14 protein-coding genes are annotated in these 19,633 nt (G+C 67.6%); 8 read left to right on the plus strand and 6 right to left on the minus strand.

Translation table 11 applies throughout. The features are described from left to right. Nucleotides 1-447 precede the first annotated feature (447 nt). The 4 genes from FK256_RS00005 to gatC all read right to left on the minus strand — a co-directional run bounded on the left by FK256_RS00005 (nucleotide 448) and on the right by gatC (nucleotide 5,494). The gene (locus FK256_RS00005) at nucleotides 448-1,836 is read right to left on the minus strand and encodes an NAD(P)-dependent malic enzyme (RefSeq protein WP_141423235.1); all 1,389 of its coding nucleotides are present in this window, start codon (nucleotides 1,834-1,836) and stop codon (nucleotides 448-450) included. A 321-nt stretch (nucleotides 1,837-2,157) separates the two neighbouring features. Then, complete coding sequence (gene gatB, locus FK256_RS00010; protein WP_021605612.1) at nucleotides 2,158-3,654, minus strand: Asp-tRNA(Asn)/Glu-tRNA(Gln) amidotransferase subunit GatB; 1,497 nt, start codon at nucleotides 3,652-3,654, stop codon at nucleotides 2,158-2,160. After that, complete coding sequence (gene gatA, locus FK256_RS00015) at nucleotides 3,651-5,192, minus strand: Asp-tRNA(Asn)/Glu-tRNA(Gln) amidotransferase subunit GatA (protein WP_141423236.1); 1,542 nt, start codon at nucleotides 5,190-5,192, stop codon at nucleotides 3,651-3,653. Before gatA ends, gatB begins: the two co-directional genes overlap by 4 nt. Next, complete coding sequence (gene gatC, locus FK256_RS00020) at nucleotides 5,189-5,494, minus strand: Asp-tRNA(Asn)/Glu-tRNA(Gln) amidotransferase subunit GatC (protein ID WP_009233523.1); 306 nt, start codon at nucleotides 5,492-5,494, stop codon at nucleotides 5,189-5,191. The genes gatA and gatC overlap by 4 nt, the downstream gene beginning before the upstream one ends. A 566-nt stretch (nucleotides 5,495-6,060) precedes the next feature. Between gatC and FK256_RS00025 the strand changes: the two genes are divergently transcribed. Beyond that, nucleotides 6,061-7,707: a L,D-transpeptidase gene (locus tag FK256_RS00025; RefSeq protein ID WP_141423237.1), complete on the plus strand. Its 1,647-nt coding sequence runs from the start codon at nucleotides 6,061-6,063 to the stop codon at nucleotides 7,705-7,707. A gap of 74 nt (nucleotides 7,708-7,781) precedes the next feature. On the opposite strand, the gene ligA is transcribed toward FK256_RS00025, so the two are convergent. Further along, complete coding sequence (ligA, locus tag FK256_RS00030; RefSeq protein WP_141423238.1) at nucleotides 7,782-10,244, minus strand: NAD-dependent DNA ligase LigA; 2,463 nt, start codon at nucleotides 10,242-10,244, stop codon at nucleotides 7,782-7,784. Between the two features lie 62 nt (nucleotides 10,245-10,306). On the opposite strand from ligA, the gene FK256_RS00035 reads away from it, so the two are divergent. Further along, a complete protein-coding gene (locus FK256_RS00035; RefSeq protein WP_141423239.1) occupies nucleotides 10,307-14,020 on the plus strand; it encodes an FtsK/SpoIIIE domain-containing protein in 3,714 nt (1,237 codons plus the stop codon). Nucleotides 14,021-14,226: 206 nt separating this feature from the next. Then, nucleotides 14,227-14,475, plus strand: a complete 249-nt coding sequence (locus FK256_RS00040; RefSeq protein ID WP_003779481.1) for a WhiB family transcriptional regulator — start codon at nucleotides 14,227-14,229, stop codon at nucleotides 14,473-14,475. Between the two features lie 100 nt (nucleotides 14,476-14,575). Here FK256_RS00040 and FK256_RS00045 read toward each other — a convergent pair whose 3' ends face one another. Next, nucleotides 14,576-16,051 carry a sensor histidine kinase gene (locus FK256_RS00045; protein ID WP_009233519.1) on the minus strand — a complete coding sequence of 492 codons (1,476 nt, stop codon included), beginning with the start codon at nucleotides 16,049-16,051 and terminating at the stop codon, nucleotides 14,576-14,578. 167 nt (nucleotides 16,052-16,218) lie between these two features. On the opposite strand from FK256_RS00045, the gene FK256_RS00050 reads away from it, so the two are divergent. The 5 genes from FK256_RS00050 (at nucleotide 16,219) to FK256_RS00070 (ending at nucleotide 19,616) form a co-directional block, all read left to right on the plus strand. Further along, nucleotides 16,219-16,758, plus strand: coding sequence for a DUF2505 domain-containing protein (locus tag FK256_RS00050; RefSeq protein ID WP_021610269.1), 540 nt, complete (start codon nucleotides 16,219-16,221; stop codon nucleotides 16,756-16,758). Nucleotides 16,759-16,900: 142 nt separating this feature from the next. Next, a complete protein-coding gene (locus FK256_RS00055) occupies nucleotides 16,901-17,356 on the plus strand; it encodes an OsmC family protein (protein ID WP_141423240.1) in 456 nt (151 codons plus the stop codon). Between the two features lie 69 nt (nucleotides 17,357-17,425). After that, nucleotides 17,426-18,142 (plus strand): hypothetical protein, encoded by a 717-nt coding sequence (locus FK256_RS00060; protein ID WP_141423241.1) that lies wholly within the window; start codon nucleotides 17,426-17,428, stop codon nucleotides 18,140-18,142. Continuing rightward, entirely contained in the window at nucleotides 18,139-19,029 is an 891-nt protein-coding gene (locus FK256_RS00065; protein WP_141423242.1) for a thymidylate synthase, read from the plus strand. The genes FK256_RS00060 and FK256_RS00065 overlap by 4 nt, the downstream gene beginning before the upstream one ends. Beyond that, nucleotides 19,026-19,616, plus strand: coding sequence for a dihydrofolate reductase (locus FK256_RS00070; protein WP_141423243.1), 591 nt, complete (start codon nucleotides 19,026-19,028; stop codon nucleotides 19,614-19,616). Before FK256_RS00065 ends, FK256_RS00070 begins: the two co-directional genes overlap by 4 nt. Nucleotides 19,617-19,633: the final 17 nt, after the last annotated feature.

The raw sequence follows: 19,633 nt of genomic DNA on the forward strand, positions 1-19,633 counted from the left end.
GCCCCCCAGAACCAAATGGCATAAAAAACATGACACACTATCGAGTTCTCAAACAACACACCCAGCCAGCTCTTATTCGAACCACGAAGGTTCGAACTTGCCCTGGCGAGCAACCCCGCTATCTTAGGATACTCGCTCATTTGATGTCAACCCGAAGCGCATTGCCCTCGATCACATCTCGCGTTGCCCTCGCGGCGGAGTCGCTACCGGAAGGCCTGACCGAAGGCGCAAGCCGTCCTGCAGCGGGCTGTACTTTAGGCAGGTTCACCCCCTGAACGTCAAACCAGATCACCATGATCCAGGACACATCGATTTTTCCCGATAATTCCAGCACTTCCTCTCTCTCCGTCCAGGAAGCACTCACACATGCCGGAGGGCGTCCGGCACCACGACGAAGAGTGGTGCCGGACGCCCTCGGCTGTATAACAGGACGAGAGCTCTTAGCCTCTACTCCTGCTCGGCAAACTTACGCACCGCCTTGGCCACGGCGTCGGCGACCCGGGTGTCGAAGGCGCCGGGGATGATGTACACGGGGCTGATCTCGTCGTCGGCGATCACTGAAGCGATGCCGGTTGAGGCGGCCCGCAGCAGCTCGGTCGAGATGTCGGTGATGCCGGTGTCCAGCAGACCGCGGAAGAGACCGGGGAAGGCCAGGACGTTGTTGATCTGGTTGGGGAAATCCGAGCGGCCGGTCGCCACCACGGCGGCGTAATCGGCGGCGCCGATCGGATCGACCTCGGGAACCGGGTTCGCCATCGCGAAGACGATGGCGCCGTCGTTCATGACCTTCAGATCCTCGGGCTTGAGCAGGTTGCCCGAGGAGACACCGATGAAGACGTCGGCGCCCTTGAGGCCCTCCTTGAGGGATCCGGTCACCCGGCGCGGGTTGGTGTTCTCCGCGAGCCACTTGCGGTGCTCGTTCATGCCCTCGGTGTCCGCTGCGGACAGAGCCCCGGTGCGCCCGTAGCCGACGATGTCGGTGGCGCCGTGAGCCATGAGCAGCTTAGCGATGGCGTTGCCTGCCGCACCGACACCGGACAGGACGATGCGCACGTCCTCGATCTTCTTACCCACGATCTTCAGGGCATTGATGAGGGCGGCCAGGGTCACGATGGCAGTGCCGTGCTGGTCGTCATGGAACACGGGAATGTCGAGCTCCTCGCGCAGGCGAGCCTCGATGTCGAAGCACTTGGGTGCAGCGATGTCCTCCAGGTTGATGCCCCCGTAGGCTGGTGCGATGGCCTTGACGATGGAGATGATCTCTTCAGGGTCCTTGGTATCCAGGGCAACCGGCCAGGCGTCGACGTTGCCGAACTGCTTGAACAGGACGGCTTTGCCCTCCATGACGGGCATGGCGGCAGAGGGACCGATGTCCCCCATGCCCAGGACCGCGGTACCGTCGGTGACGACGGCAACGGTGTTCTTCTTGATGGTGAGCATCCGGGCGCGCTCGGGGTGGTCGTAAATGGCTTTGCAGACACGGGCCACCCCAGGGGTGTAGACACGAGCCAGGTCACGACGGTTGTGGATCGGGTACTTGCCGGTCACCTCGATTTTGCCGCCGACGTGAGTCAAGAAGGTGGAGTCGCCGACGTTGCGCACGACGACGCCGTCGATCTCCTCAAGCTTGGTGACGAGCTCATTGCGGTGCTTGGAGTCTCGGGTGTCCGCAGTGAGGTTGACGGTGAGCTTGTCGCCGTCGGCGTCGGCCACGTCGACGCCGGTGACGATGGCGCCAGTCGCAGTGGCGGTGTCGACCAGACGGGCAACCGCCTTCTGTGAGGCGGGCACCTCGAGGTACAGGGCGACGGTGTAACTGGGACTGGGCTGAACCATGGGCACTCCTTGTAGGACAGGCGGGGCTTGAGATGAAGTGCTCTGAGCCTATCCCCCACCGGCCGTCTCCTAGCCAAATGACGGTCCTATGCCGACCGGATAGTGAGACACCAATGCTCACTCGCAGGCATTCCACCTCCTTGTTGGGAGGGGTCTCACATGAAGAGGCATCCAGCCTCCCGTCTCCTCCGGAGCTCCCGACGACGAAGGCCCGGCCCGTTCCCCTGGCGGCAGCCATGGGAAACGGGCCGGGCGATATCAGCATCCCTCGGTGCGAGGGGACCGGTGGTGGCGGACGGTCAGCTCAGTGCGTCGAGCCTCTCAGCCCTGGACGCGCTCCATGACCAGCTCACGCACGCGCTTGGCGTCGGCCTGGCCGCGAGTCGCCTTCATGACGGCACCGACGATGGCACCGGCCGCTTGCACCTTCCCGCCGCGGATCTTGTCGGCAACGTCCGGATTCGCCGCCAGGGCCTCATCCACGGCCTTCAGCAGGGCCGAATCGTCGGAGACGACCTCCAGGCCGCGAGCGGCGGCCACGGCCTCGGGATCACCCTCTCCAGCCAGAACCCCCTCAAGGACCTGGCGAGCCAGCTTGTCGGTGAGACGCCCGGAGTCGACCAGCGTCTGCAGCTCGGCGATCTGCTCGGGCGTGACCGGCAGGTCCTCCAAACCGGTCTCTTGCTCCTTGGCGGTGCGGGAGAGCTCGCCCATCCACCACTTGCGAGCGGCCTGGCCGGTGGTTCCCGCAGCCGCCGTGGCCTCGATGAGCTCGAGGGCCCCGGCGTTGACGACGTCGCGCATCTCGGTGTCGCTCAGGCCCCACTCGGCCTTGAGGCGACGGCGTTTGGCTGCTGGCATCTCCGGCAGGCCCTCACGGATCCGCTCGACCCACTCGCGGCTGGGCGCCACCGGCACGAGGTCCGGCTCGGGGAAGTAACGGTAGTCGTCGGCGTCAGACTTGACACGGCCGGCGCGGGTGGTGCCGTCGGCCTGGCCGTGGCGCGTCTCCTGAAGAACCTCTCCCCCGGCGGCCAAGATGGCGGCCTGGCGCTGGATCTCGTAGCGGACGACCTGCTCGATCCCGCGGAAGGTGTTGACGTTCTTAGTCTCGGTGCGAGTGCCCAGCGGCGCGTCGGGCGACTCGCGCAGGGAGACGTTGACATCGGCGCGCACATTGCCGCGCTCCATACGAGCTTCGGAGACGCCCAGGGCCCGGAAGATGTCGCGCAGGGTGCGCACGTAGGCGGCGGCGACCTGAGGCGCCCTGGCGCCAGTGCCCTCGATGGGGCGGGTGACGATCTCCACCAGCGGCACGCCGGCGCGGTTGTAGTCCACCAGGGAGTAGCTGGCGCCCTCGATACGGCCGTCGGCGCCCCCGATGTGGGTGTTCTTACCGGCGTCCTCCTCCATATGGGCCCGCTCGATCGGGATGGTGAAAAAGGCTCCGTCCTCCAGCTCGATCTCCAAGGCGCCGTCGTAGGCGATGGGCTCATCGGACTGGGAGGTCTGGAAGTCCTTGGCCAGGTCCGGGTAGAAGTAGTTCTTCCTGGCGAAGCGGCAGGACTCGGCAATCTCGCAGCCCAGGGCCAGGCCGATACGGATGGCGTACTCCACCCCGCGGGCGTTGACCACCGGCAGCGCACCGGGAAGGCCCACCGACGTGGGGGTCACCATCGTGTTGGGCTGGGCGCCGAAGACGTTGGGGGCGGCGTCGAACATCTTGGTCGCGGTCCCCAGCTCGACGTGCACCTCCAGTCCCAGGACTGGGTCGTAGCGGCGAACAGCCTCGTCGAAGTCCATCAGCGTGTCACTCATCGTGTCTCCTCCAGCTCGGGCGCGCGAGACAGCAGCGGCGCCCCCCAAGTCTCCTCCAGCGCTGCCTCCAGCACGGCTCCGACACGGTAGAGCCGGTCATCAGCGCGCTGCGGCGCAAGGATCTGGAAGCCCACCGGCAGCCCGTCGTCACTCAGGCCCGAGGGCAGGCTCATACCGGGAACCCCAGCGAGGTTAGCCGGGATCGTGGTCACGTCCAGCTTGTACATCGCCAACGGGTCGTCCTTTTCCCCGAAGCGGTAGGCTGTCACCGGAGCAGTGGGCGAGACGAGGATGTCCGCCTTGTCCCAGGCGGCGGCGAAGTCGCGCTGCACCAGGGTGCGCACCTTCTGGGCCGAGCCGTAATAGGCGTCGTAGTAGCCGGCCGACAGCACATGCGTGCCCAGGATGATGCGGCGCTTGACCTCGTCACCGAAGCCCGCCCCACGGGTGGCCGCCATGACGGTCTCAGCGGTGACGGGCCCCGACGTCGGCTCGACCCGCAGGCCGTAGCGCATCCCGTCGTACCGGGCCAGGTTGGAGGAGGCCTCAGCCGGCATGATGAGGTAGTAGGCGTCCAGTGCGTACTCCAGGTGCGGCAGGGAGACGGTCTCCACACGTGCACCCGCTGCCTCGAGCAGCTTCAGAGCGGCGTGGAAGGAGGCGACGACGCCGTCGTGGTAGCCCTCGCCGCCGTCGAGCTCGGAGATGACGCCGACCCGCAGACCGTTCAGGTCCCGCCCGTCCTGAGCGGCACGCACGACCGCCGCCATGCCTCGTGGCGCGTCCGGCAGTGAGGTCGAGTCCAGCGGGTCGTGGGAGGCGATGACGTCGTGCAGGAGAGCGGTGTCCAGCACCGTGCGAGCCATGGGGCCGGGCGTGTCCAGGGAGGAGGCCATGGCGATGACGCCGAAGCGGGAGACCGTGCCGTAGGTGGGCTTGACGCCAACTGTGCCGGTGACCGCTGCGGGCTGGCGGATCGAGCCGCCGGTATCGGTGCCGACGGCCACGGGGGCCTCATAGGCACCGACGGCGGCCGCCGAGCCGCCCGAGGAGCCCCCGGGGATGCGCCCGAGGTCCCAGGGGTTGGCTGTGCGTCCGAAGGCCGAGTGCTCGGTGGAGCCGCCCATGGCGAACTCATCGAGATTGGTCTTACCCAGAATCGGGGTGCGGGCGGCGCGCAGGTTGCGCACGAGGGTAGCGTCGTAGGGCGGCACCCAGCCCTCGAGAATCCGCGAGGCGGCGGTGGTGACCTGACCGCGGGTGACGATGAGGTCCTTGACGGCCACCGGTACGCCGGTCAGCTCACTGGTCGCCTGCCCCTCCTTGCGGGCGGCGTCGGCGGCATCGGCCTGGCTCAGGGCGTGCTCGGCGTCGACGTGGAGGAAGGCGCCCACGGCACCGTCGACGGCGGCAATGCGGTCCAGGTGGGCCTGGGTGAGCTCGCGGGAGGAGACCTCCCGGGCCGCCAGGGCTGCCGCCTGATCAGCGGCACTGCTTCTGATGAGACCGGCCAGTCCGGTTGTGTCAGTACTGCTCATGAGGCGGAGTCCTCCCCCAGGATCTGCGGCACGAGGAACATGGAGTCCTCGGAGGCCGGTGCTCCGGACAGAAGCTCATCGACGTCGAGTGTGGGAGCCGCGACGTCCTCACGCAGCACGTTGGTCAGGGGCACGGGGTGGGAGGTGGCCGGGAGGTCGGGCGAAACCACGCTGGTGACCCGGGCGAAGGAGGAGGCGACCGCGTCCAGCTCCCCGGCCAGCCGCGTCACCTCTTCCTCGCTCAGCGCCACCCGAGCCAGCGCCGCAACCCGTGCGACCTCATCAGTGGAGATAGCAGACATGGTGTGGAGTCTAGCCGGGACCGGCCGAACTGCCGTCGCATCATGGCGACACGGGACCCACAGCGGGGATCGGTACCCATGGACGATCCGGGACCGGAGGGGGAAGATAGTCTTCAAACCCCGGAATTACAGCGGAAGCGAAACCGAGGCCGGATTCGTGCGATCTCACAGCACGTCATCCTCGAGGATGATTGACATCCCCTCGTTTCACCGATGTCATGGTGGGCACCGGGTTGCTGACGACCGCCGGGAACAGTGTTCCCGCGACGGACCGACAGCGGCCCAGTAGACCAGGCCTCCAGGACGCTGGACCTTCCGGAGGTCGGACAACTGGATTCGACGGCGCTCCGCACGGTGCGGGGCATTCGGTCGAGGGACGAGGACGCATGAGCAGCAACACTTCCCCTACTGGTGCTCAGCACCAGGGAGAAGCCTCATCGAGCAAGACCCCTGTGCTCAGCACACCCTACGGAGAACCCGCAGGTGTGCATCGTCAGTCTGTCTTCCAGGCGGCTGCGAACGATACGACACCGCACGTACGCGCTACCAGCACTATCGCAGACGATATGAATAAGAACCTGGGCGGCACCGAGGAGATCGAGGCGGTCGGCGCACCGGGAGCCGACAACGGGCTGCACGACCAGTCGAGCGGCTTAGGCACCGAGGCGGCAAGCAGCGCCGGCTTCACTGATGGCGCCGATGATGCCGCTGCGGCCGCCCCGGTTTCCCCGGTCGTCTCCGCCTTCGCGGCGCCCGCGCGCCCAAGTGAGGACTCCTACCTGAACGAGCCCCGGCGTCGTCGGCGTTGGCCGATCGGCGTCGCGGCCGCAGCGCTTCTTCTCCTGGGCGTCGTCGGTGCGGGGGGCTACGCCTATGCCGCGCACTACGACGGCCGGGCCGTACCGGGGACAACGGTGGCCGGCACCGACGTCTCCGGCCAGAGCCGCGAAGAGGTGGTCGCCACCATCGAGAACCGCGCAAAGAATGCCAAAGTCGATATCTCAGGGGATGTCACTGCCAGCGCCTCCCTGGACGATCTGGGAACAACCGTGGACGCCAAGGCCACAGCCAATGCTGTGATGGCGCGCGGCGACACGCTCGGGGAGAAGTTCCGTGCCCTGGTCTCCAAGGGGGAGATCCCGGTAGTCACCACTACCGACAAGGCCTCGGTTGACAGCTATGCCATTTCCCTGATCCCGGAGGACCGCGCCAAGGCGCGTAACGCCACCGTCGTCCTCGGCGATGACGGCGTCACCTTCTCCACTACAGGCGCTTCCAAGGGCGCGGCCCTGGACGCGGACGCCCTGACGCAGGCCGCACAGAAGGCCGCCACGTCGCTGGGCTCGTCATCGGTCTCCCTGACGATGACGAACGCCGACCCGAAGGTCTCCGACTCCGACGCCCAGAAGGTCGCTAACGAGGCCAATAGCTGGGTCTCCCAGGACGTGACCATCACCCTGGACGACGATTCCTACACGGCGGAGGACACGGACAAGGCCTCATGGATCACAGTGACCAACTCCGCCGACTCCGCCCCTACCATCGCGGTGGACTCCACGAAGGTCTCCCAGTGGGTCAAGGCTCAGGCCGAGGAGGCCAAGGTCGACCCGGTCACCGGTCAGCGCAATGTCAACGCCAGCGGGCAGGTGGTTTCCACCCCCACGGAGGCCAAGGACGGCAAGACCGTCAGTAACGCTGATGCGGTCACCACGTCGATCGTTCAGTCCCTCGGCAGCGACAAGGCCTACACCGGTTCTTTCGAGACGACGACGGTCAAGGCGGAGTGGAAGGATCGCACCATCGCCGACGGTGCGGAGAACCTGCCATACCAGGCTGCTCCGGGTGAGAAGTGGGTCGACCTCAACCTGTCGAGCAAGACGGTGACTGCCTACGAGGGCGCAACCGTTGTGCACGGCCCGGTCTCCATCGTGGACGGTGCCGCCGAGACCCCGACGGTGACCGGTACTTACAAGGTCTACCTGCAGTACGCGTCCCAGACCATGCGTGGCGAGAACGCCGACGGATCGCCCTATGTCGCCGAGGACGTCCCATGGGTGAGCTACTTCCACAGCGGCTACGCCTTCCACGGCGCGGGATGGCGTTCGAGCTTCGGGTACTCCGGCTCCCACGGCTGCGTCAACATGCCGGTTTCCGAGGCGCAGTGGATCTACAACTGGGTGGACACGAACACCGTGGTCCAGAGCCACTACTGAGCCAATCGGTCGATCCGCTGCCGGGGCGGGGCGCCTCCTGAAGGAGGCGCCCCGCCCCGGCTCGGTGAAGAGCCTCAGGAGACCGCCTGCGGCCCACCCTCCAGGAGCGAGACAAAACCGTCCTCGTCGAGGATCGGCAGTCCCAGCTCACGGGCCTTGACCTCCTTGGAGCCCGCCTTGTCTCCGACGACGACGAAACTCGTCTTCTTCGAGACGCTGCCCGATGCCCTACCGCCCCTTGAGACGATGGCTTCCTTGGCACTGTCCCGGGTGAATCCCTCCAGGGAGCCGGTGACGACGATGGTCAGCCCGTCCAAGGTTCTTCTCGGTACCTCCGTCCCCGGCTGATCCGAGGTCTCCTCGCGGGTGCGGACACCGGCGGCCTCCCAGCGGCTAAGAATCTCGCGGTGCCAGTCGACGTCGCGCCACTGAGCCCAAGAATCGGCGATGGTGGGACCCACGCCGTCGACCTCGGCAAGCTCGGTGATCTCGGCATGGCACAGAGCGTCCAGCGACCGGAAACGCGTGGCCAGGGCCCGGGCCGCCGTCGGGCCGACGTGCCGCACGGACAGGGCCACCAGAATGCGCCACAGAGGTCGATTGCGGGCCTCACGGAGCTGGGAAAGCATGGCGGTCGCGTTCTTGCCCGGCGCCGTCGCCTTCTTGACCCGGCCATCGGCGTCGTATGTCTGCTTGGTCCAGAAGAACCGGCTCAAGCGCCAATCACCGGTGGGGACCCCGCGGCGGGAGATGGGACGCCACACGAAGACCTCGCGCAGGTCGTCCTCGGTCAGGTCGAACAAGGAGGCTTCCCCGGAGAGAACCGGGGTCTGCCCGTCGATCCCCGCCTTCTTCAGCATTTCCTCGACGGCCTCCACCCGCTGGGAGGCGTGCAGGGAGTCGAGTTCACCCGCCGACAGGCTGAGCCGTCCGCGTTCCGTCTCCAGGCTCTGCCCCGCAGCGAGCGCGGCCAGTGCCTCCCGGCGTCCGGCGTCGGGCCGGGTGAGGGCTCCGGCGGCTTCGTCACCCAGTCCTTCGACATCCAGTGCACCCCGGGAGCCGACGTGGGCGATCCGCTCGGTCAGCTGGGCGGGACAGGAACGGGTGTTGGGACAGCGCAGATCGACGTCGCCGTCCTTGGCCGGGGCCAGCTCGGTGTCGCAGGAGGGACAGTGCGTCGGCATGACGAAGACCCGCTCGGTGCCGTCGCGCAGATCGGCGACTGGCCCCAGAATCTCGGGGATGACGTCGCCGGCCTTGCGCACGATGACCATGTCCCCGATGCGCACGCCCTTGCGGGCCACCTCGGTGGCGTTGTGGAGCGTGGCCCGAGCCACCGTCGAGCCGGCAACGAGGACCGGTTCCATCATGCCAAAGGGGGTGACGCGTCCGGTGCGGCCCACCTGGACGGCGATGTCCAGCAGACGGGTGCGGACCTCCTCAGGCGGGTACTTGTATGCCGTGGCCCAACGAGGCACCCGGGAGGTGTGGCCCAGGCGGCGCTGGAGGGAGTGGTCATCGAGCTTGAAGACGATGCCGTCGATCTCGTGGATGAGGTCATGGCGATGAGTGGCGTAGCGCTCGATGTAGGCCTCGCGCTCCGAGCGTCCGCGGACCACGGTGTTGTAGGGGGAGACCGGCAGTCCCCAGCCGGCCAGGAGCTCGTACCACTCGTGCTGTCGGGTGGGGAGTTTCTCCCCCGGAGCCGGAATGATCGCACCGACACCGTGGGCGATCATTGCCAGCGGCCGCGAGGCGGTGATGGCCGGGTTCTTCTGGCGCAGTGAGCCCGCGGCAGCGTTGCGGGGGTTGGCGAAGACCTGCAGAAGCGGGGCGCCGTCGGCCTGTCGCTGCACGTTGCGGATGCGGCGCTCCTCGTTGAAGGCCTCGAACTCCTGGGTGGGGAAGTAGACCTCGCCGCGCACCTCGAGCAGGGAGGGGTGGGCGTCGCCGCTCAGGATCAAGGGGACGGAGGCAATGGTGCGCACGTTGCCGGTGACGTCCTCGCCGGTGGTTCCATCGCCGCGGGTCGCGGCCCGGGTGAGAATCCCATCCTCGTAGGTCAGGGCCACGGCCAAGCCATCGATCTTGACCTCGGCGGTCATGGCGAGCTCGTCGTCGGCGACTCCGGTCTCGACGCCCATGCGCTCGGCCCACTCCTGGACCTCGACAAGGGAGAAGACGTCCTGGAGGGAGTACATGCGCTCGTGGTGGGGGGCGGGGGCGAAGTCGGTGACGGCGCGACCGCCCACGCTACGGGTCGGTGATCCGGCTCCGGCCAGAGCGGGGTGGGCGGCCTCCAATCCCTCCAGCTCGCGGTAGAGAACATCGTAGGCGGCGTCGGACAGAGGGCTCTCGGCGTCGACCGCGTTGTAGTAGGCGTCTCGGGCGGCCTCGATGTCACGCACCAATTCGCCCCAGCGTTCCCGAGCGGACGCGGGAACAGCACTCAGGACCGCTGAATCCTGCCGGCCGGAGCCTGCCGGAGAGGGGGCCGACGGGCGAGCGGAACCGGGGGAGGTATCGGTGTCAGTCATGGGGCCATCTTTCCTCAACCGGGATCAAAACGGTTTCAGGCGTCCCAGGTAGAAGTCCCCAGATGCAGCCAAACCGTGAAACTGCGGCATTCCGGGTTTCCACAGCACTCACAGACTGCCGCGAGGAGCGAGGTTGTCCACACCCGGCGTTGTTAGCCGGTGACGGCATCGACTCGACCAGTGATTCTGGACGAGTGAGTACCGCCGTAGATGTCTCAAGCCTCCATCGCCCCCGCTCGGAGCACGACCCGTCTCCCTCCTGCCCGCGGTCGGCCGGAGCAGCGGCGGCGGGGGCGGCTCTCGACGCCTTGTCCGGCCCATGGCACCTCGCGGTCCTGGACGGACCCGACCTCGGCCTGGTGGTGGCCATTGGGAACGGCACCGTCCTGGGCAGAGGCGAGGTGCTGAGCGATCCACTGGTCTCGCGCCGCCACCTGCGCCTACGGCTCCACGGCGGCCGCGTCCTGGCCCAGGACTGCGGCTCGGCCAACGGCACCTACCGTTACTGGCGCCTGGGCCTGTGGCTGCGTCTGCGCAGGGAGGTCGGGCTGAGCGAAGGGGCGCTGCTGCGTCTTGGAGACAGCGTGCTCGAGCTGCGCGGACGCCCTACCGACCTCGTGGTCCCGGCGCCTGAGTCGGCCTCGTCGATGGCCTGGTCGATGGTGGGCTCACTGATCTGCGTCCTGGTCATGGCCGGCTCCGCGGCGATAGCGATCACCACTGGAAGCCGTGGCGCCATGGGCATGGTCATGGTGGCACCGATGCTCGCCATGACGATCATGCGTCTGGTTCCATTCCTGCAACGACGTCGAGGAGGCCGTACCAACCGCACCGACGGACCTCGATGGCGCGGTCGCCGACGTCGCAGACGATGCCGGCCGGGCTGGAGCCGTGGCCGTCCGGATCCCGCCATGATGCTGCTGGCCCTGGCCGCGCGCTATAGCGTATTCGAGTCCGCAGGCGGCTCCGGGGATGATGCGGAGTCCGACGGCTCAGCAACGGCATCGACCTCCGGCGAGATCCTGGCCGCCTGGACCTCTGAGCCCCGACGACGGTACATCCTCTCACTCGCCGACTCGGAAAGCCTGGCTCTGGTCGGCAAGGACGCTGAGAGCACTCTGAGATGGTGGTGCGCTCAGCTCCTGGCCCGCGATGAGGTCCGGGTGACCGAGCTAGACGATCTGCTGGACAGCCGATTCGATGGCCGCGCCGGTGAGCGCAACAGGAACTCGTGCGGAGTCAGTCTCACCTGGGGGCCGCGGACTCGTCCTCATTGCGCTCAGATCCTGATCTGCCCGGGCGATCGGGTTCCACCGCAGGCACTGAACGTGTGCCCGGCTCCGGCCGGGGCGCCGTCGAGCTCACCGGTCTGGTGGGACGCGGTCCGTCATCTGTGTCGGTCCAGGATCACCTCGAGGGCCGACCCGTCGTTACAACTCGACGGCGTTCCCGATCTTGTCCGTCTCAGCGAGGTCATCGACGACCTCGACGACCACGAGCTGCGGGCGCGGTGGCAGGAACAGATGCGCTCGCCAGCCCGTGGAGCATCGTCGCTGTCCGCAATACTCGGAGTGGGACCGCAGGGGCGGGTCGGTGTCGACTTGGTGGCGGACGGCCCTCACGCCCTTCTGGCCGGGACCACGGGATCGGGAAAGTCTGAGCTGCTCATCTCCTGGCTGGTGCAGCTGGCTCTGAGGTGCCCGCCGGACCGCCTAACCATGGTCCTCGTCGATTACAAAGGAGGAGCCGCCTTCGGGCCTCTTGCCGGTCTACCGCACACGGCCGGGGTTCTCACCGACCTGGATCCGGCCGGTACTCAGCGGGCGCTGTCCTCATTGGAGACGGAGGTGCATCGGCGTGAGAAGATCCTAGCCGCGCACGGCGCCAAGGACGTCTCCTCGCTACCGCCGCGGATCGTCATCCCCCACCTGGTGGTAGCGGTTGACGAATTCGCCACATTGGCCGGCGACCACGCCGAGGTCCTGGAGGCTCTGGTGCGCATCGCCGCCCAGGGACGCAGCTTGGGGATCCACCTCATTCTGGCCACCCAGCGGCCCCAGGGCGCCATCTCCCCCGCGATCCGTGCCAACACCTCCTTGCGGGTATGCCTGCGGGTACTCGACGCCGCAGACTCCAGAGACGTCTTGGGGCACGACGGCGCCGTCCGACTCGGCCGCCATCCCGGCCGGGTCATGGTCAGCGGAGTCAGCGCAGCTGGTGGGGCAGATCATGGCTCTCGCGACGACGAGGACCCGTTTCGCACGCAGACGCTCCAGGCCCCCTGGTGCGGGTCCGCTTGTGACGTCCAGGAGCTCGTGGATCTCATCTCTCGAGCCTCCGAGGGGCTAGCCTCGCCGTGGCGTCCGTGGGCGCCCGCCCTGCCCGCCGTCGTCGACGAGGCAGAGGCGCTCGAGCTGGGACGGCATCGGTGCCCGCAGGGGTCCCTCGCGGAAGGCGGGGAACCTGGCCAGCTAAGAGAGTCCGGGGACGACAATCACGACGAACAGATGCAGTCCGGCCAGGACGGGATGGCTGACGAGGTTCTTCTCGCCCTGACTGATCTCCCCCATCAGCAGCGGCTGGGACTGTGGTACTGGCGGCTCACGCGTCCCCTGCTGGTACTCGGAGCACCGGGGTCGGGGCGTTCCACACTCGTGGTGTCAGCCGCAACGGCGGCACTGCTCTCAGGGCGAGGGGTGCACTTGTGCGGACTCACTCCCCCGGCGGGTGACAGCACCGGCGCGGCCGCGGGCCCCGCCTCGAGAGTGAAGAGCCTTCTGGCGCATCCCAGGGTGGGCACCGTTGTCGGCACAGAGGATCCGCGACGCCTGGCCCGATTGTGGGGGCTGGCTGCCGGCGGGAACCTGGGAGGGGACCTGCTGTGCCTCGACAACGTCGACGCCCTCATCCCGGCCATCGATGAGGTCCTGGGCCCCGGGCAGGGCAATGCCCTGCTAGAGGCGGTTATCCGTACCGCATCGGCGACGAACATGCCCCTGCTGCTGACAGCCCCACTGGTCGCTTCCACCTGCCGGTGGGCCGGGTCCGTGGGACTGAGACTGGTCCTGGGCGCCGCCACCGGTACCCAGGCTGCACTCGCCGGTCTTCCACGCGGAGTGGTCACAGGCGGTGTCCCGGGGCGGGGCGTCATCCTCGATGGGACGGCCACGACCAGCTGTCAGATCGTGCTCCGCGAAGGGCCCACGGCAATCGGCCCCGACCGGGATCGCGGCTCCACTCTCCGGCTCAGACCCCTGCCCACACGGATAACCTGGGAGGATGTCCCGGAGGGCACCTGGGCAGTGGGAGGAGATGCGGCCGCCCCCGTCGCGCTACCGTCAGGCACCAGCGTCCTGGTCACGGGGCCGCCCGGTTCGGGGCGCTCCACGGCGTTGCGAGCGCTGGCTCAGGCGCTCGACTCGGGAGGTCTCGTCGTCGACGACCTGGACCTGGCCGATCAGACCACTGCCAGTCAGGTCGAGGCCGCGTTGGCGCGATCGGAGGTGGTTCTGGCCTCGGCATCGACGGAGAAGGTCGCCGCCACCTTCCGCGGCGCGATTTCAACCCTGCGCGAGCGCGAAGCGCTCGTCGTGCTGTGGCCCGGCTTGCGGCATGCAGACCAGGCCGCTGGAATATCTCTGAAAGCGGTCACCGATCCAAGAGCGGTGACGCTTCCGGGACGCGGAGCGCTCGTCTACCGGGGAACCTGTCTGGCGATTCAGATCGTGCTGCCACGGCCCGAGGCCGGCGACATCCCTCTTGAACATCCTGTTTAACAGGAATTCTCAATGGTGGAAAGTAGCGTTATCTCAACACTACAGTGCCCTGTGAGCATCACGACAGGGTATCAGCGCAGGTCTCACGACAGAAGTCTTGCCCGACGCCCCCCGTCATGTGAAAGTTGCTCTCAGAAGTGGCCGCCGTCCCCTTACGAGCCGGACTGGCGATAGCCGCATGACCGATGACCTTGAAGGGGGCCCTCATGGACTGGCGCAGCCAAGCCGCATGTCTCACCGTCGACCCGGAGCTCTTCTTCCCCGTGGGAAACACCGGTCCCGCCATCGCTCAGATCGCCAAGGCAAAAGAGGTGTGCGGCCGCTGCGAAGTGGTGGATACCTGCCTGAAGTGGGCACTGGAGAACGGCCAGGACGCCGGCGTCTGGGGAGGCATGAGCGAGGACGAGCGACGCTCCCTCAAGCGTCGTGCAGCTCGCGCTCGCAGGTCGTCCTGAAAGTCGATTGTTTTCTCCACGCCACGGCGTTCGCACGAATTTAATTGTGCGAACGCCGTTTTGCTGATTCCGACATTTCCGAAAAGTTGGTGGCGATACATCAGAGCTCGTTCCGGGCGGCCCTCTGGTTAAGACGAGCGTGAATGACGACATCGGTTCCCCCTGTGTCGAGAGACTGCCAATCAATACTTCCTCGCAGCTCCCCGCGCACCAGGGTGGCGACGATCCGTGTCCCCAGACCAGTCATGAGCGTATCCGGAGCCACGCCGGAACCGTTGTCTATGACATGAACCTCGAGCCGGTCCTCCTCACGGCGGACCTTGACCGTGACTCGGCCGTCACGCCCGTCGAGTCCGTGCTCGACGGCATTGGTGACCAGCTCGGCCAGCACGGTGGCCAGTGCCTGGGCAGTGTCAGCGTCGACAACGCCGAACGAGCCCTCCAACGAGGTGCTGACCTGGCCGGTCGGCGAGGCCACGACTGCGGCCATGCGGAGGATGGATGAGAAGACGTCGTCGAAATCCACCCGCTCATTGACGTTGTGGCTCAGGGCGTCGTGGACGGTGGCGATCGTCGTTACCCGTCGTTCGGCCTCGGACAGGGCCTGGCGGGTCTCCTCGTTCGAGGCGCGGCGCGCCTGCATGCGCAGCAGCGCCGAGACGGTCTGAAGGTTGTTCTTGACCCGGTGGTGAACCTCGCGGATAGTGGCGTCTTTGTTGAGCAGGACCTGCTCGCGTCGGCGTACCTCGGTGACGTCACGGACCAGAAGTGCCGCCCCTGAGCGATGCCCGTCCAGAGACAGGGGGATGGATCGCACCGAGAGGAACACTCCTCCGACCTCCACCTCGGTGAGCCAGGCCTGCCGCCCCATGAGGACCACCGCCAGGGTCTCATCGACGGGGGTGCGGGCCGGAATGATCGAGGTGACGGCCTCGGCCAACTGGATGCCCTCCAGCTCACCCTCGATGCCAAGACGGTGGAAGCAGGAGCGCCCATTGGGGCTGACGTAGACGATCCGCCCATCCTCATCCAGGCGCAGGACGCCGTCGGCCACGCGCGGGGTGCCATGGCGGATCGTGGTGCCCGCCCCCTGGATGGGGAAGTCGCCCGCCGCAGTCATCCGGCACAGGACTTCGGCGATTTCCTCCATCTCCCGCTCGACGATGCGCCCGCCGCGGATGACCCCCACCGAGGTCTCGCGGGTGACGACGGCGATCGGCGTGCCCGCATGGACGACCGGGATGTACTCCTCCTGCACTGCGGCAGTCCCGGTCCAGTAGGGTTCGGCGGCGTCCTGGATCTGGGCGGTGGACAGCGACTCCATGGCCATCGCCTCGCGCGAGGCCGGCATACGCCGGCCGATGACGTCCTCAAGATGAACGGTGGTACCGCCCGAGGGCCGGGTATGCCCGGCTGCGATGAAACGTCCCGCGCGGGTGCGCACCCACAGGACCAGGTCAGATGTGGACAGGTCCGCGATCAGCTGCCAATCGGCCACCAACTGGTGAATCCAGTCGAGATCGGCCTCGGCGAGGTCGACTGCGTCTCTGAGGGCGCTGGGCAGAATATTAGGCACCTCTCAAGGTTATCGGCAGTGAGCGAAACCGGCTCGTTGAGGCGGCTATTTGCCAAGCATGACACACGGTCGGGGCGGGGCTCACCTCACCGCCGCCGCGTCGCGGGGCCTTCGGCCGGAGATGATGCGATGTGCTCCGACCCGGCAGGGCGTGGCAGGATCGCGGCATGAGGAAGACCATCACCATCACCTATCCCGCCGATCCCACCCGCACCGCCCAGATGCTCGCCAGTCCCGCTTACCAGGAGGGGAGGATCGCGCGAGCCGGACTCGACGACGCCTCGGTCGATGTCGCCCAGCGCGGTCAGGGTTTCGTCTCCACCATCTCCGGGAACATCCAGCCCTCCCAGCTGCCCTCGGTCGCCTCGAAGCTGGTGCGCTCCGCCGTATCCTTCAGCGTGGCCGAGTCCTGGGGCGAGCCGGCGGACGACGGCTCACGTTCCGGCGGCTACGACGTGACGATCAAGGGCGCCCCGGTCAAGGTCAGTGCCACCTCCACCATGGCTCCGGCCACTGACAACGCTGAGAATGCCGAGAGCGCTGAGGATTCCGTTTCGACGCAGGCCACCGTGGTCACCGTCGACGTCGACCTGAAGGTCACCGTGCCCCTGGTGGGCAAGACCATTGAGGAAAAGGCCATGAGCATGGTGGGCCGGGTCGTGGCGGACGAGGAGCGCCGCGCCGCCGCCTGGCTCGCTGAGCACTGATGCACCTCCGCCGTCGCATATCCGCTCGTCCACTGTGAGCCTGGCCGCTAGGCCCCGTTATTCCCGGCTGCGCGCCTGGCGGACAGGCGCGCAGCACGGGCGTGTACGTGGACACCACCTCGATTCATGGCACGATCGGGCCATGAGCACATCAAGCATCCCCTCCTCCCCCGCCACAGCGGGCACTGCCGGTGCCGTGTGGGCCGAGCGCACGGGCACCCGCCAATACATCGGCCGCAACTCCGCCGGAGCCGAGGTGCGTGTCGGCATGGGCCCGGGCGAGTTCTCCCCCGGGGAGCTGATGAAGATCGTCCTGGCCACCTGCAACACCCTCTCGGCGGACCACCGCCTGGCCAAGGCCCTGGGCGAAGACTTCGAGGCCACAGTGGGCTGCTCCTCGGTCAAGAACGACGCCGAGGAGCGCTATGAGTCCTTCCAAGTCGAGATCGTCGCCGATCTGTCCTCGCTCGACGCCGACCAGAGAAAGCTGCTCGACCAGAGGGTGGCGAGCGCGGTCGACCGCCACTGCACTGTGGGGCACACCGTCGAGCACGGCGCCACCTACACGACGACGATCGTCGACCCCGACGAGGACTGAGCGCTCGGCGCCCCCCCCACTGCCCCGCCCGCCATCGTCGCCGTCTGACACGCACATGAGGAGACAACCGTGAACGCCTCCGGCTCTGGGCGCTCCACCGCGCTGGAACGAGCCCTGGACAAGGCCATCGCCATCCCGGCGGCCCGCATCGAGGAACGCGCGGCGCGGATGCGCCGGGACCGTCCCGGAGCGGACGCAGCCGAGCTCGTCGAGATGGCCGCCTCCCGCTTCCGGCGGGATGCGGGACTGTCATCGGGCGCCGTCGGGGCATCCGCAGCCCTGCCAGCGATCAGCACAGGCGCGGCGGCCGCTCTGACGGTGGGGCAGAGTGCCGCCTTCATCGCCTCGGCCGTCACCTACGTGCTGACGGTGGCGGAGATCCAGGGGATCCATGTGGTCGACGCCGAGCGCCGTCGGGCGCTGGTCCTGTCCGCGCTCCTGGGCAAGGAGGGCTCCGAGGCGGTCCAGGGCCAGCTGGGGCTGTCCACGATGTTCTGGGCGGCGCAGGTACTCATGCAGATGCCATTGCCAACGGTGAAGTCGATCAACGCCCGCCTCATCAAGCGGGTGGCCAAGCGGTCGGCCGCCAAGGGCGGGGCGCTGGCACTGGGGCGTCTCATCCCCTTTGGGATCGGAGCCGCCATCGGCTGGTCCGGCGGGCGGGCACTGGCCAATCAGGTCATTGAAGGCGCGCAGGCCGCGCTCGGGCCACAACTTGTCCTGGGCGGCCCCAGCACCTACATCAATGATATGAACGACCCCAGCGTCGAGGTGATCGACGTATGAGCGACACCGGCGCACCCGGGCCGACGTCGGCGGCCGCCCAGTACCCGGCCCTGGAGCAGATGGGGCTCGTCCCCCCGCCAGGTGTCGACGTCGCCTACGAGAACCTGCTGGCCGACGTCCTGACCAACGGTGCCCCGAAATCGGACCGCACCGGCACCGGGACCCACTCGCTCTTCGCCCGCCAACTGCGCTACGACCTGGCACGGGGATTCCCCCGTATCACCACGAAGTTCGTGGCCATGAAAGCCGTCAAGGGCGAGCTGCTGTGGTTCCTGCGGGGCGACACGAATGTGCGCTGGCTCCAGGAACGGGGCATCACCATCTGGGACGAGTGGGCCGATGACTCCGGAGAACTGGGTCCGGTCTACGGCGCCCAGTGGCGCTCCTGGCCCACATGTGACGGGGGCGCCATCGACCAGCTCACCAAGCTCATCAACACGCTGCGCACCGACCCGGACTCGCGGCGCATGCTGGTCTCGGCCTGGAACGTCTCCGAGCTGGGTTCCATGGCACTGGCCCCCTGCCACGCCTTCTTCCAGTGCTATGCGGCCGATGGCCGCCTGAGCCTGCAGATCTACCAGCGCAGCGCCGACCTGTTCCTAGGGGTGCCCTTCAACATCGCCTCCTACGCGCTGCTCACCCACATGCTCGCCCAGCAGGCGGGCCTGGAGCCCGGTGAGCTCATCTGGACCGGAGGGGACTGCCACATCTACGACAACCACGTCGAGCAGGTCCGCACCCAGCTCTCCCGGGTGCCGAGCGCATACCCCTTCCCGACGCTGCGCCTGGAGCGTGCCGCGTCCATCGACGCCTACGACATGGATGACATCGATGCCTCCCAGGGCTATGAACATCATCCCGCGATCAAGGCCCCGGTCGCGGTATGAGCAGCCTGGGAATGATCTGGGCCCAGGACGTGACCGGTCTCCTGGGGGCCGACGGCGACATGCTGTGGCGTGTGCCCGCGGACTTCGCCCACTTCAAGGCTACGACCATGGGCAGCGGGCTGGTCATGGGTCGTACCACCTGGGAGTCGCTCGGGGGCGCCCTGCCCGGTCGGCGCAACGTGGTCCTCACCCGCGACCGGTCCTGGCAGGCCGAGGGCGCGATCCGTGCCGGTTCGCTGCGCGAGGGGCTCTCGGTCGCGGCGCGGGGCCTGGCCGCGGAACTGGGTCACGACCCCCGTCAGGGGGCGGCCGTAGGGCTACCGCGCCTGTGGGTGATCGGCGGCGGCAGCGTCTACAGACAGGCCCTGGCCGAAGGCCTGCCCGACATACTCGTTGTCAGCGTCTTGGATCTGGATGCCACCGAGCGGGCCCGCGAGCGCGGTCTGCCCGCCTCGGCGCTGGTGCGCGCACCGGGGATCAGCACACAGGAGTGGGCCATTGATCCGGCCCTGTCCGACCCGGAGGGTCAGTGGCGCCCCGTGTCCGGGGACGCGCGCTGGCGAATGGAGACCTGGCGGCACCTCTAGACGCGCCCAGTGGGCAC

This window comes from Actinomyces johnsonii, assembly GCF_006546835.1.
Taxonomy (GTDB): Bacteria; Actinomycetota; Actinomycetes; order Actinomycetales; family Actinomycetaceae; genus Actinomyces; species Actinomyces johnsonii.